The organism is Yersinia aldovae 670-83, assembly GCF_000834395.1.
Lineage (GTDB): Bacteria > Pseudomonadota > Gammaproteobacteria > Enterobacterales > Enterobacteriaceae > Yersinia > Yersinia aldovae.
Genome location: NZ_CP009781.1, coordinates 1,003,105 through 1,016,611, shown reverse-complemented (window position 1 = coordinate 1,016,611; position 13,507 = coordinate 1,003,105). Strand labels below are relative to the sequence as shown.

Here is a 13,507-nt window from a genome sequence, read left to right as displayed (position 1 = left end):
ACGGCTCTATAGACTCAATGGCGCTAACTTAAGGGCTGCGGCAGTGGTTATCAGTGAGCGCTGTTGCGTTTCAGCATAAAGCTGTAATTCATCAATGACCATCACGCCAAGATCTCGTTGAAACGCCTGTTTACTCGATTGCCCGCTAAAATGGCTCTGTCCTTTATCGCCTAAATTTGACTGAAAAATCCCGGCAGCACTGACCGGCAAGAAATCCTCATAAACCAACGGTTCAAATTGGATAAATCCACTACAAATCAGTTCGTCTAACGTCATTTCTTGCATTAATTCAGTCTCTGCGCTCAAACCTTTCTTGGTGGGAAAGTAGCGGAAAAAGGCGAGTTGCTCTGAACGCATTACAGAGTAATCATCGGGGAACTGGCTAAACGTCTGGCTGAGGATTTCCATATAGTGCGCCGCATTTTTCTCATTCGCAGGAACCTGCAATTGATCTTGAGACGCCTGTAGCAAGCGGTCATACAAATCGCGACCTTTCGCGGTCAATGCGGCTCCCCGCTGCTCTATTTCGCCGAAACGTGCAGTGTGATGCCCCTGAATTATTTGCCCATTATCTGAAATAAATGCCACTTTTTCTTCCAATGCCTTAAAACTGGTTTGCCGTAATAATATCGGACAGCGGCGTGGTGGTGGCCCCTCGATCACTGCTTTAGGGGAAATGTCATGTTTCGGCATGGCTACTTGCGCGGCATCAATATCTAAAGTTCTTGGCGTTAAGTGATTGATGTGGGGGCCTTTGAAAGCCACTACATCAGCAATTAAACGGTGTTGATCGTGTAGCTGTTGGTAAACCGATGCACTGACTGTTGCCTGATTGTGCCAACGAAATGTTTCCAGTGACTGGGTGATGAAATCATCCGCTTCATGATGGGTCAGACCACCTGTGGTTTCATGTTGCACAATTAACTCAATGGCCTGTGGGGTGAAAATCGTTCTTTTGGCCAAGATATCGGCGGCCAGTTGGCGCAATTGCAATTGCTCAATCAGTTCCAGCCGTAGTAGAGAGGTAAAAATTCTAAATGGGCTGGTTTGAAGTGAGGCTTCATGCACTGCTCTGAATGCGGTGGAATGAACCGGTACTCCGGCGGGAGCCAGGTCATAGTAACCAACCGGAAACATGCCCATCACCGCAAACAAACGGCGCAGAGTTGCAAGCTCCGCTGCAGTTCCAACCCGAATGGCCCCGTGTCGCTCCATGCTCAGGCGGTCAATTTCCCCCGTTTGCTGCAAATGATGATTGAGCTGCGGTGATTGTTGTATCGCTTGCGTGTTTATAGCGTCAACCAACTGTAACAAGGTGCCATAGAGGGGGACTTCGGCCCGATACATATCCGACATGGCTTTAGAGAAGTTAGTTCGTATTTCATCAGGATGAACAAATGGTTGGTGGGTGATCATCGGATAGCTCCTTCATGCTTATTCAGTTTTTAGTCTAGATTGATATTGGCAATTAAGAAGGTAAGCAGTGGAGAATATTGGTTTTTTATGCGTGACATCTCATTGATGCTGCACATTGAGGTATTCCGCCGAATAAAATAGTTGCGTGGTGCGTTTTTTTATGAGTTAATAGCCGCCGGCCTGTAATACAGACCTATTTATGTGTAAGAGTGTACGAGAGTAATGCAAAGCAGTTCCTCCCAAGACGTTATCTTTTTGATGCCGCTTCAAAGACGAACCTCCTAGAATCTCCGATAGTAACTCCCATAAGTAATGTTCTGATGCAGCCCCGCTATTTCTAATAGCTTGAGTGCCTTATGGCAGATTTAATATTATTTGTAAGTTGTAGGTAAAGTTTATGTCTAAGAAGATGGGTCAAGTTAAATGGTTCAACGAAAGCAAAGGTTTTGGTTTTATTGAGCAGGCTGATGGCGGTAAAGATGTGTTTGTTCACTTCTCCGCAATCGCAACCGATGGTTTCAAAACGTTAGCTGAAGGCCAGCGTGTTGAATACACCATCCAGGACAGCCCGCGCGGGCCGGCTGCCGCAAACGTTGTTGCTCTGTAATTTAAGAGAAATAATGTTTAGATTATCCAGAAAAGTAATGGTGCCTTAGGGTTAATCATCTATTCGGATATCAAAAATTATAAAGCCCGCACTTATGCGGGTTTTTTCATACAATCAAGCTCATAGAGGTTTAATCAGAAAACTTTAGGATGGGCAACTGCATCTAAACAATAAATAAAAATGAGTTGTTAGGATGCCCAGTAAAAGGAAATTTATTATGACGTTAAAAATGGGTCGCGTGAAATGGTTCAACCAGTCAGAAGGTTACGGTTTCATTTCGCCACATGATGGTAGTTTGGATGTGTATGTCAGCAAGACAGCCATTGCTAACACCAAAAATAAATCACTGAGTGAAGGGCAGGACGTTGAATTTTCTACATATCGTAGCATTCATGGGCCGTCAGCAGCAGATGTGATCGCTTTTTAAGTAAGTGGTAAGATAATCGCTTATAAAGAAACGGCTACCCAAGGGTAGCCGTTAGTTTTTTGCCTCTGTTCGACAAATTCGTTGCCGCCGGGCGATTGCGCAGGTGCTGCTATTTGTATTTTTGCGGCTTAGTTGTTGAAGTTAGCGAACAGCGCAATAATTTTATGGAATACTTTCATTTTTACTCAATAGTTTGATTAGTGTGATGTCAGTCACAAAATTCTACTCCTCGCTATTCAACATTTCAATAACAAAACCTACGATTTCACTTCTAATAAATAAGTTTATTTACTTATATGGATGCCCATCAACATTACTGTTTGTTATTGGCAGTTGATATGAATGGCGATGTCGCCACAGTTAACCTGCATCAGCGGATATGGTATCCTCGACCACTTTCCTGCTGGCTAAACTCCATTCTGGAGGATGTATGGACCACCGTTTACTCGAAATCGTTGCCTGCCCGGTCTGCAACGGCAAATTGTATTTCAACAAAGAAAATCTTGAGTTGGTGTGTAAAGCTGACAATCTGGCTTACCCGGTGCGTGATGGTATTCCGGTATTGTTGGAGAATGAGGCTCGCCCACTGTCTATTGATGAGAAACACGCATGAGTTTCATTGCTATAATTCCCGCCCGTTATGCTTCAACCCGTCTGCCAGGTAAACCGCTGGCTGATATTGCCGGTAAGCCGATGGTAGTGCATGTGATGAAACGAGCGCAGGAGTCAGGCGCTTCTCGGGTTATTGTGGCAACTGACCATCCAGATGTGGTGAAAGCGGTTGAAGAGGCTGGTGGTGAAGTGTGCCTGACGCGCGCCGATCATCAGTCCGGCACTGAGCGATTGGCAGAAGTCATCGAACGCTACGGTTTTTCCGATGATGACATTATTGTCAATGTGCAAGGTGATGAGCCGTTGGTGCCACCGGTTATCATTCGCCAAGTGGCTGATAATCTGGCCGCTGTCAGTGCCGGTATGGCTACGTTGGCGGTGCCGATTGCAAGCAGCGAAGAGGCGTTTAACCCTAATGCCGTTAAGGTGGTGATTGACGCGCAGGGTTTTGCCCTCTATTTCTCTCGCGCGGCAATTCCGTGGGAAAGAGAGCGCTTCGCTCAGTCAAAAGAGGTTATTGGCGATTGCTTCCTACGACATATTGGTATTTATGCCTACCGTGCAGGGTTTATTCGCCGTTATGTTAATTGGGCACCAAGTAAACTTGAGCAAATCGAGCTGTTAGAGCAACTGCGTGTGTTGTGGTACGGTGAAAAGATTCACGTTGCTGTGGCGAAAGCCGTACCCGCAGTTGGCGTTGATACTCAAGAAGATTTAGACCGAGTTCGGGCCATTATGCTCAAAAAGTAGCAACATCTGATGGCTAAGCGTGATACGCCAGATCCTGCCGGGATCTGGCGTTGTCATTTTTACAGCCCAGCCCCTGTTTTCGTGATCGGCTTTATCATTCAGTTCTTGATGATTGTTTGATTATTATTATGAATATTATTTGATCTACATTGTGGAAATCTCCAGCCTGCCATCCCATTATGATGAATCACTTTTGTTAAGCAACCGGACAGAGCCTTATGGAGCAGCTGAAAGCTGAGTTAAGTGTCGTGTTAGGGGAATCGGTGGCTCGTCTCGAACGTATCAGCGAGCAACCCTATGCCCACCTGTATGCGATGTATAACCCGCAGGGGCAGGCTATTCCGTTGTTGGCGAAAAGTTATGTCTGCCAGGGGATTGCGCAACAAGAGGCGTATAAGCTGTCGATGTTGGCGCGCGAGGGCGATATTCGCTTGCCGACGGTATATGGTTTGGTGATGACACATCAAGCACCATATAAAGAAATTCTGCTAATGGAACGCCTGCGTGGTGTTTCGGTGGAGGCACCCACTCGGACGGGGGATCGCTGGGATGCATTGATGGATCAGATAGTTGAAGGCGTGTTGGCATGGCACCGCATTGATAGTCATGGTTGTGTCGGTAATGTTGACAGTACACAAGAGAATGATTGGTTCAGTTGGTATCAGCAACGGGTTGAAGTGTTGTGGGCCACTTTGTCAAATATGAACTCGCCAGTCATGACACTGGAAGACCGTGCGGTGCTTTATCGTGCGAAGGCGGCATTAGACCCGCTTTTCGCCGGTTTTGACGACAGTTCGGTGCTGGTTCATGGTAATTTGACACTCCGTAGTATGTTAAAAGATGCCCGCAGTGATCAATTATTGGCGATGCTGAATCCCGGCCCGATGTTGTGGGCACCACGGGAGTATGATTTGTTCCGCCTCAGCGAAGAGGGCATGTCCAGCCAGTTATTCTATCGTTATCTCAATAAAGCGCCGGTATCTGAATCCTTTGTTGCTCGTCGATGGCTCTATAGCTTGTGGGAACTGGTCGCTCGCTTTATTCACACCGGTAGTTTGGATCGCGCTTCATTCGATAATGCTGCGCGGCAGCTTCTCCCTTGGTTAGACTAATATCCTTCATCTTTCAAGTTACAGGTGTATTGGCTACGCTCGTTACTCGGCCCATCCTTGGGCCTCACCTCTTAGAGGCCACTGCAAGCAGCGTTCAAATCAGTTCCTGACAGATTTGTCACCCGAATCACTTACCAGTGTAAGTTCATCGGGATGATATTCCTTGCCGCTTTCTTGCATCTCGAAATCTACTGGATATGGGGTTATGACAAAATTATTCATCATTTTTGTTGCCTGTTAACTTTTGCCACAGTAGCCCCAATGTCTCATACCAGGCGCGCTCGGTATGGCCTAAATAGGTTGCGGCCGGAATAGTGCGCTCCCAGTGATGTAATGGGGTGGTAATAGCTAACTGATTGGCTGGGGCGGGAATAGGATGTAACCCCTTGGCGGTAAAAAACTTTATTGCACGAGGCAGATGACTGGCTGATGTTACCAGCAAAAAAGGTTTATCACCCACCAAGGTTGCCACTGCCGCCGCTTCTTCCACAGTATCTTTAGGTTGTTCCAATGCAATAATATCCGCAGCCGGAACTCCCAGACTTTCTGCAACCAGGGCGGCTGTTTTCGCGCTACTTTGGCTGTTTGGCCCCGCACTGCCCGTAAAGACCATTTTCGCATTGGGATGGGCGCGATATAACCTGATGCCTTCGGTGACTCTGGGCAGGCTATTTGCGAATAAATTAGCACTGGGTGCCCAATTCGGATTAAACGTGTAGCCGCCACCAAGCACAACAATGTAATCTACCGGGTCATTTCCCTGATAAGTGGCATAGTGTTTTTCCAGTGGCAATAGTAAGCGATCAGCGACAGGTTGCAGGCTTATAAGCAATAATGTCAGCCAACTCAATGCAAAAAGCGTTTTGCCACTCTTCTGCCAGCGGGTAAACCACAATAAGACGAGTGCCAGCCCCATGATGATAAGCAGCAAAGGCAGCGGCATTAATAAACCACCAACAAACTTTTTTAAGGTAAAAAGCATAAAAACAGGTACCTTTTGGCTGAAAAAACGGCATTTAACGACGATTATCGGTCAAGAAGATTTATTCTAAGTCAGGCTGTGCCAAAATAGCAGGTTGGTAGAGGTTCTTTTTACTGTGACTATTGATTTGCAAGTTTCTATCAGGGCCGATAAATCCATAGTTATAGATACAATCGCGGAGCAGTTGTTCATGCAGGATCGCAATTTTGATGACATTGCTGAGAAGTTTTCCCGCAATATCTACGGTACGACCAAGGGGATGATTCGTCAGGCGGTCGTTTGGCAAGATATCACCGAGTTATTAGCGCGGTTGCCGCCGCGTCCGTTGCGCATTTTAGATGCCGGTGGCGGCGAGGGGTATATGGCGTGTCAATTGGCGGCATTAGGCCATCAGGTTCTATTATGTGATCTGTCGGCTGAGATGATCCAGCGTGCCCAAGCCGCTGCGTTGGAAAAAGGTGTGAGCCACAACATGCAATTTATACAAAGTGCGGCTCAAGACATCACTCAACATTTAGAACAGCCGGTTGATCTGATATTGTTCCATGCGGTTTTAGAATGGATTGCAGAGCCTCAACAGGTTCTGCAAATACTTTTTGATGCGTTAAATCCTGGTGGCGCGCTGTCATTGATGTTTTTCAATGCCAATGGGCTAGTGATGCGCAACGCAGTGTTAGGTAATTTTCAGTTAGCGCTTCCGGGCATGAAAAGGCGTCGGCAACGCTCACTGTCACCGCAGTACCCTTTAGACCCACCGACAGTATATGGTTGGCTTGAGCAAATGGGTTTATCCATTAGCGGTAAGACGGGAGTACGGGTGTTTCACGATTACATGAAAAATAAACAGCAACAAATTGATGAGTTTGCTGAATTATTGGCGTTGGAACAGCGCTATTGCCGGCAGGAGCCCTTTATCAGCTTGGGGCGCTACGTGCATGTGATGGCGTTTAAGCCGAATCTGAAGGACCCATTATGAGTGAATTTTCCCAGACAGTACCCGAACTGGTCGCCTGGGCGCGAAAGAATGATTTTTCGATTACTCTGCCAACGGATCGTCTGGCCTTCCTTTTGGCCATTGCTACTTTAAACGGTGAGCGGCTGGACGGCGAAATGAGCGAAGGAGAGTTGGTTGATGCATTTCGTCACGTCTGCAAAGGTTTTGAGCAAACCCACGAAACCGTGGCCGTGCGTGCCAATAATGCCATCAATGATATGGTGCGCCAGCGTTTACTGAACCGCTTTACCAGTGAAATGGCCGATGGTAATGCTATTTACCGTTTAACCCCATTGGGGATTGGTATCACTGATTACTATATCCGCCAGCGCGAATTCTCAACCCTGCGTCTATCCATGCAGTTATCGATTGTGGCACAAGAGCTGCAACGCGCGGCAGAAGCGGCAGAAGAGGGCGGCGATGAGTTCCACTGGCACCGCAATGTCTTTGCCCCGCTAAAGTATTCAGTTGCTGAAATATTCGACAGCATCGATATGACCCAGCGCCTGATGGATGAACAACAACACAGTGTCAAAGAAGATATCGCTGCATTGCTAAATCAGGACTGGCGTGCCGCTATTGCCAGTTGCGAAATGCTGCTGTCAGAAACCTCCGGTACACTGCGCGAATTGCAAGATACGCTGGAAGCCGCAGGTGATAAACTTCAGGCGAATTTATTGCGAATTCAAGAAGCGACCATCGGTAATGCCGGGCTGGATCTGGTGGATAAGCTGGTGTTTGATTTACAAAGCAAACTTGACCGCATTATCAGTTGGGGCCAGCAAGCGATTGACCTGTGGATTGGCTATGACCGCCATGTACATAAATTTATCCGTACTGCAATTGATATGGATAAAAACCGCGTCTTCGCCCAACGCCTGCGCCAATCGGTGCAAAATTATTTTGATAACCCGTGGACCCTCACTCACGCCAATGCGGATCGCTTGCTGGATATGCGCGATGAAGAGTTGGCACTGCGCAGTGAAGAAGTTACGGGCGAACTGCCACCGGATCTTGAATTTGAAGAGTTTAACGAGATTCGTGAGCAGTTAGCCGCCATGATTGAACAGGCATTGTTGGTATATCAACAGCAAAAACTGCCGCTTAATCTGGGGGAAGTGATGCGCGATTACCTCGCGCAATATCCGCGTGCTCGTCATTTTGACGTGGCTCGTATCCTGGTCGACCAGGCGGTTCGCCTTGGTGTGGCCGAAGCCGATTTCTCAGGGTTGCCAGCCGAATGGCTCGCAATCAATGATTACGGAGCCAAGGTGCAGGCACATGTCATCAACAAATATTGAAGTAGTAATGCCAGTTAAACTGGCTCAGGCATTGGCCAACTCATTGTTTCCGGCACTGGACAGCCAACTGCGTGCCGGTCGCCATATCGGCATTGATGAGCTGGATAATCACGCCTTCTTGATGGATTTTCAGGAGCAGTTGGAAGAGTTCTATACCCGCTATAACGTGGAGTTGATCCGTGCTCCGGAAGGGTTCTTCTATCTGCGTCCACGTTCTACCACGCTTATTCCGCGCTCAGTGTTATCTGAGTTGGATATGATGGTGGGCAAAATTCTTTGTTATCTCTATCTCAGCCCGGAACGTCTGGCGCACGAAGGTATTTTTGCGCAGCACGAACTGTATGAAGAGCTGCTGAGTCTGGCCGATGAGAGCAAATTGCTGAAGTTTGTTAACCAGCGCTCAACCGGTTCAGATCTGGATAAGCAGAAGTTGCAGGAAAAAGTGCGAACGTCACTCAACCGGCTGCGTCGTTTAGGCATGGTTTACTTTATGGGCAATGACAGCAGCAAGTTTCGTATTACCGAGGCGGTATTCCGCTTTGGCGCAGATGTGCGCAGCGGTGACGACCCACGGGAAGCTCAATTACGCATGATCCGTGATGGCGAAGCTATGGCGGTGGAAAACAGTCTGTCACTCCATGATGAAAGTGATGAAACCGATGTCACGATGGGGAATGCAGCGGACAGTGCAGAGGATGAACAGGAATGATTGAACGCGGTAAATTTCGCTCGCTGACCTTGGTTAACTGGAATGGTTTCTTTGCCCGCACATTTGATCTTGATGAGTTGGTAACCACCTTATCCGGCGGCAACGGTGCCGGTAAATCCACCACTATGGCGGCTTTCGTCACAGCATTGATCCCTGATTTGACCTTGCTGCACTTTCGTAACACCACTGAAGCCGGGGCCACCAGTGGTTCCCGCGATAAAGGGCTACACGGTAAATTGCGCGCTGGGGTGTGTTATTCCACCCTCGATGTGGTCAACTCCCGCCACCAGCGGGTAGTGGTGGGTGTGCGTCTGCAACAAGTGGCAGGGCGTGATCGCAAAGTTGATATTAAGCCGTTCACCATTCAGGGCTTGCCAACCGCTATCCAGCCGACGCAGATCCTCACCGAAGTGGTGGGTGAGCGTCAGGCGCGGGTGCTCTCCTTACAAGAGCTGAAAGAGCGCGTCGAAGCGATGGAAGGGGTGCAGTTTAAGCAATTTAACTCCATCACCGACTATCACTCCTTGATGTTTGACTTGGGTGTCATTCCAAAGCGCTTACGTTCTTCCGCTGACCGCAGTAAATTCTATCGCCTGATTGAAGCGTCACTGTATGGTGGTATTTCCAGCGCTATTACCCGATCTCTGCGCGATTATCTTCTGCCAGAAAACAGTGGTGTACGTAAAGCCTTCCAAGATATGGAAGCGGCATTGCGCGAGAACCGCATGACGCTTGAGGCTATCCGTGTTACGCAGTCTGACCGTGACTTGTTTAAACATTTGATTTCAGAGGCAACTTCCTATGTTGCTGCTGACTATATGCGCCATGCCAATGAGCGGCGCATTCATCTTGATGGCGCGCTGGTATTGCGCCGCGACTTGCTGACCAGCCGTAAACAGCTAGTGACCGAGCAATACCGCCATGTGGAAATGTCCCGCGAACTGGCAGAGCAAAGTGGGGCGGAATCGGATCTGGAAACTGATTATCAGGCGGCCAGTGACCACCTGAATCTGGTGCAAACCGCGATGCGCCAGCAGGAAAAAATCGAGCGTTATCAGGGTGATCTGGAAGAGCTGACGTACCGGCTGGAAGAGCAAAACGAAGTCGTTGCAGAGGCAAGTGATCAGCAGGCCGATAACCAAGCCCGTGCTGAAGCCGCTGAGTTGGAAGTGGATGAGCTAAAAAGTCAGTTAGCCGATTACCAGCAAGCGCTTGACGTGCAGCAAACCCGCGCAATTCAATACCAACAAGCGTTACAGGCGCTGGAACGTGCGCGCGCCTTGTGCCAACTGCCAGAGTTAACCGCAGATAACGCGGATGAATGGTTGGAAACCTTCCAGGCCAAAGAGCAGGAAGCCACGGAATCATTGTTGCAGCTAGAGCAAAAGTTGAGTGTTGCTGATGCCGCTCACAGCCAATTTGAGCAAGCATATCAGCTGGTGGTGGATATTGCCGGTCAGGTTAGCCGCAGTGAGGCTTGGCAAGCGGCGCGTGAACTATTGCGTGACTGGCCATCGCAGCAACATCTGGCAGAGCGGGTGCAACCCTTACGTATGCGTTTGTCCGAGCTGGAACAGCGTTTGCGTGCTCAACAAGACGCGGAGCGTCTGTTGCAGGAGTTCTGCAAGCGTCAGGGGCAAGCGTATCAACCTGAAGAGTTAGAAGAGCTACAGCGTGAGTTGGAATCAACGGTTGAAGAACTCTCGCTCAGTGTCAATGATGCCGGTGAGCGGCGCATGGAAATGCGTCAGGAACTGGAGCAAATTAAGCTCAAAATTCAGGAACTCACCGCCCGCGCCCCAGTGTGGTTGGCGGCACAAGATGCCCTGAGCCAACTGAGTGAGCAAAGCGGTGAAGCGCTGGAAGACAGCCGCCAGGTGACGGAGCACATGCAGCAGTTGCTGGAGCGTGAGCGCGAAACCACGGTCGAGCGTGATGAAGTGGCGGCAACCAAGCGCACCATTGATGCACAAATAGAACGGTTGAGCCAGCCAAGCGGTGCTGAAGATGCGCGCATGATTGCGTTGGCCGAACGTTTTGGTGGCGTGCTGCTCTCCGAGATTTATGACGATGTTACCATTGATGACGCGCCATACTTCTCCGCACTGTATGGCCCGTCGCGTCACGGGATTGTGGTGCCGGACTTATCATTGGTGCGTGACCAACTGCAAGGGTTGGATGATTGTCCGGAAGACCTCTATCTCATCGAGGGGGATCCGCAGTCATTTGATGACAGCGTGTTTGCCGTCGAAGAACATGAAAAAGCGGTTGTGGTAAAAATCGCCGATCGTCAATGGCGCTATTCCCGCTATCCAGAAGTGCCACTGTTTGGCCGTGCCGCGCGTGACAAGCGGCTGGAGTCGCTCTATCAAGAGCGCGATAGTCTGGCTGAACGTTATGCGACTTTATCATTTGATGTGCAAAAAACGCAGCGCACACATCAAGCATTCAGCCGCTTTATTGGTTCTCATCTGGCGGTGGCATTTGACGCCGACCCTGAAGCTGAGATTCGGTTGCTGAATACTCGCCGTGGTGAGATTGAGCGCGGCCTGAATACGCATGAAGAAAAAAACCAGCAGCAGCATCAGCAGTTCGAACAAGCCAAAGAGGGTATTTCGGCTCTTAACCGATTGATTCCACTGATTTCGTTGTTACTTGACGATACGTTGACCGATCGTGTTGAAGAGATCACAGAAGAACTGACAGAAGCGCAAGAAGCCGCGCGTCATATTCAGAAACACGGTGCGTCCCTGGCTAAACTTGAACCCTTGTTGGCTGTCTTGCAAAGTGACCCGCAACAACACGAACAGTTGCAGGCAAATTATGTACAGGCACAAAACAGCCAGCGTCAGGCCAAGCAGCAAGCCTTTGCACTGACAGAAGTGGTGCAGCGCCGCGCGCATTTCAGCTATACCGATTCCGCTGGCATGTTAAATGAAAACGCAGATCTGAACGACAAACTGCGTCAGCGGCTGGAACAGGCGGAAGCCGAGCGTACCCGCGCCCGTGAACAGTTGCGCCAATACCAAACCCAGTTTACTCAGTACAGTCAGGTATTGGCTTCGCTGAAAAGCTCTTATGACGCCAAGCGCGACATGCTAAAAGAGCTGAGTCAGGAGTTGGTGGATATCGGTGTTCAGGCCGATGCAGATGCAGAAGCCCGTGCCAGAGCCAAACGTGATGAGCTGCATTCCGCATTGAGCACTAACCGTTCTCGCCGCAATCAGTTGGAAAAACAGCTGACGTTCTGTGAAGCGGAAATGGACAATCTTCAGAAGAAATTGCGCAAACTGGAACGTGATTATCACCAGATTCGCGAGCAAGTAGTCAATGCCAAAGCGGGTTGGTGCGCGGTGATGCGCATGGTGAAAGACAATGGCGTTGAGCGCCGTTTACACCGCCGTGAGCTGGCTTATATGGATGGCGACGAACTGCGCTCTATGTCGGATAAGGCGCTGGGGGCACTGCGTTTGGCGGTGGCTGATAACGAGCATCTGCGCGATATATTGCGTTTGTCTGAAGATCCAAAGCGCCCTGAACGTAAGATTCAGTTCTATATTGCGGTTTACCAGCACCTGCGTGAGCGTATCCGTCAAGATATTATCCGCACGGATGACCCGGTTGAAGCCATTGAACAGATGGAGATTGAACTGGGCCGCCTGACAGAAGAACTGACTGCCCGTGAGCAGAAACTGGCAATCAGTTCTAAAAGTGTGTCGAATATCATTCGTAAAACCATTCAGCGTGAGCAGAACCGTATCCGAATGCTGAATCAGGGCTTACAAGCGGTATCATTCGGCCAGGTGAAAAGTGTGCGATTGAACGTTAATGTGCGCGAAGCTCATGCCACCTTGCTTGACGTGCTATCTGAACAGCAAGAGCAGCATCAGGACTTGTTCAACAGCAACCGCCTGACCTTCTCTGAAGCACTGGCAAAACTGTACCAACGCCTCAATCCACAAATGGATATGGGGCAACGCCTGCCGCAGACTATCGGTGAAGAATTGCTCGATTATCGTAACTATCTGGAACTGGAAGTGGAAGTTTATCGCGGTTCAGACGGTTGGTTGCGGGCAGAGAGCGGGGCGTTGTCCACCGGTGAGGCCATTGGTACTGGTATGTCAATTCTGGTTATGGTGGTACAAAGTTGGGAGGAAGAGTCGCGGCGCTTGCGTGGCAAAGATATTTCGCCGTGCCGTTTGTTGTTCCTTGATGAGGCAGCGCGGCTGGATGCGAAATCCATCGCGACATTATTCGAACTGTGTGAACGGCTAGAAATGCAATTAATTATCGCCGCACCAGAAAATATCAGCCCGGAAAAAGGAACAACCTATAAGCTGGTGCGAAAAGTCTTCCAAAATCATGAGCATGTGCATGTGGTCGGCTTGCGTGGCTTTGCAAATGAAATACCGACGTTGCCACCGATACCTGCTGAGTTACAACCCGGCGGTTAATTATTAGCCAGCTACAACGTAATAATAATTAATCCCACTAAATGGTCGCTTACCGCGGCCATTTTTATTTATGTCACCCCTGAGGGTTATATTTTATAACCACCAGAAATCTGTTAGCGTAGCGCGTAAGGTTAAATTTTTAG

11 protein-coding genes are annotated in these 13,507 nt (G+C 49.1%); 9 read left to right on the top strand and 2 right to left on the bottom strand.

Annotated features, from left to right (window positions below):
- Window positions 1-6: 6 nt before the first annotated feature.
- Window positions 7-1,413, bottom strand: coding sequence for a 2-oxoadipate dioxygenase/decarboxylase HglS (gene hglS, locus AT01_RS04765; protein WP_042548498.1), 1,407 nt, complete (start codon window positions 1,411-1,413; stop codon window positions 7-9).
- Between the two features lie 400 nt (window positions 1,414-1,813).
- Here hglS and cspE point away from each other — a divergent pair, with 400 nt between their 5' ends.
- The 5 genes from cspE (at window position 1,814) to AT01_RS04740 (ending at window position 4,924) form a co-directional block, all read left to right on the top strand.
- Window positions 1,814-2,023 (top strand): transcription antiterminator/RNA stability regulator CspE, encoded by a 210-nt coding sequence (cspE, locus tag AT01_RS04760; protein ID WP_042546283.1) that lies wholly within the window; start codon window positions 1,814-1,816, stop codon window positions 2,021-2,023.
- 217 nt (window positions 2,024-2,240) lie between these two features.
- Window positions 2,241-2,450: a cold-shock protein gene (locus AT01_RS04755; protein WP_005159937.1), complete on the top strand. Its 210-nt coding sequence runs from the start codon at window positions 2,241-2,243 to the stop codon at window positions 2,448-2,450.
- Between the two features lie 430 nt (window positions 2,451-2,880).
- Window positions 2,881-3,063 (top strand): Trm112 family protein, encoded by a 183-nt coding sequence (locus AT01_RS04750; RefSeq protein WP_004700032.1) that lies wholly within the window; start codon window positions 2,881-2,883, stop codon window positions 3,061-3,063.
- A complete protein-coding gene (gene kdsB, locus AT01_RS04745; protein ID WP_042546282.1) occupies window positions 3,060-3,812 on the top strand; it encodes a 3-deoxy-manno-octulosonate cytidylyltransferase in 753 nt (250 codons plus the stop codon). The genes AT01_RS04750 and kdsB overlap by 4 nt, the downstream gene beginning before the upstream one ends.
- A 218-nt stretch (window positions 3,813-4,030) precedes the next feature.
- Window positions 4,031-4,924: a YcbJ family phosphotransferase gene (locus tag AT01_RS04740; protein WP_042546281.1), complete on the top strand. Its 894-nt coding sequence runs from the start codon at window positions 4,031-4,033 to the stop codon at window positions 4,922-4,924.
- A 214-nt stretch (window positions 4,925-5,138) separates the two neighbouring features.
- On the opposite strand, the gene elyC is transcribed toward AT01_RS04740, so the two are convergent.
- Window positions 5,139-5,906 (bottom strand): envelope biogenesis factor ElyC, encoded by a 768-nt coding sequence (elyC, locus tag AT01_RS04735; RefSeq protein ID WP_042546280.1) that lies wholly within the window; start codon window positions 5,904-5,906, stop codon window positions 5,139-5,141.
- A 190-nt stretch (window positions 5,907-6,096) separates the two neighbouring features.
- Here elyC and cmoM point away from each other — a divergent pair, with 190 nt between their 5' ends.
- The 4 genes from cmoM to mukB are packed head-to-tail and all read left to right on the top strand — an operon-like array spanning window position 6,097 to window position 13,364.
- Complete coding sequence (cmoM, locus tag AT01_RS04730; protein ID WP_042546279.1) at window positions 6,097-6,882, top strand: tRNA uridine 5-oxyacetic acid(34) methyltransferase CmoM; 786 nt, start codon at window positions 6,097-6,099, stop codon at window positions 6,880-6,882.
- Window positions 6,879-8,201, top strand: coding sequence for a chromosome partition protein MukF (gene mukF, locus AT01_RS04725; protein ID WP_042546278.1), 1,323 nt, complete (start codon window positions 6,879-6,881; stop codon window positions 8,199-8,201). The genes cmoM and mukF overlap by 4 nt, the downstream gene beginning before the upstream one ends.
- The gene (mukE, locus tag AT01_RS04720; RefSeq protein WP_042546277.1) at window positions 8,182-8,910 is read left to right on the top strand and encodes a chromosome partition protein MukE; all 729 of its coding nucleotides are present in this window, start codon (window positions 8,182-8,184) and stop codon (window positions 8,908-8,910) included. Before mukF ends, mukE begins: the two co-directional genes overlap by 20 nt.
- Window positions 8,907-13,364 carry a chromosome partition protein MukB gene (gene mukB / locus AT01_RS04715; protein ID WP_042546276.1) on the top strand — a complete coding sequence of 1,486 codons (4,458 nt, stop codon included), beginning with the start codon at window positions 8,907-8,909 and terminating at the stop codon, window positions 13,362-13,364. Before mukE ends, mukB begins: the two co-directional genes overlap by 4 nt.
- Window positions 13,365-13,507: the final 143 nt, after the last annotated feature.

Coding starts and splice junctions, on each gene's coding strand:
- mukF (WP_042546278.1), top strand. CDS start 6,879: ATGAGTGAATTTTCCCAGACAGTACCCGAACTGGTCGCCTGGGCGCGA.
- cspE (WP_042546283.1), top strand. CDS start 1,814: ATGTCTAAGAAGATGGGTCAAGTTAAATGGTTCAACGAAAGCAAAGGT.
- cmoM (WP_042546279.1), top strand. CDS start 6,097: ATGCAGGATCGCAATTTTGATGACATTGCTGAGAAGTTTTCCCGCAAT.
- AT01_RS04740 (WP_042546281.1), top strand. CDS start 4,031: ATGGAGCAGCTGAAAGCTGAGTTAAGTGTCGTGTTAGGGGAATCGGTG.
- elyC (WP_042546280.1), bottom strand. CDS start 5,906: ATGCTTTTTACCTTAAAAAAGTTTGTTGGTGGTTTATTAATGCCGCTG.
- AT01_RS04755 (WP_005159937.1), top strand. CDS start 2,241: ATGACGTTAAAAATGGGTCGCGTGAAATGGTTCAACCAGTCAGAAGGT.
- mukE (WP_042546277.1), top strand. CDS start 8,182: ATGTCATCAACAAATATTGAAGTAGTAATGCCAGTTAAACTGGCTCAG.
- kdsB (WP_042546282.1), top strand. CDS start 3,060: ATGAGTTTCATTGCTATAATTCCCGCCCGTTATGCTTCAACCCGTCTG.
- mukB (WP_042546276.1), top strand. CDS start 8,907: ATGATTGAACGCGGTAAATTTCGCTCGCTGACCTTGGTTAACTGGAAT.
- AT01_RS04750 (WP_004700032.1), top strand. CDS start 2,881: ATGGACCACCGTTTACTCGAAATCGTTGCCTGCCCGGTCTGCAACGGC.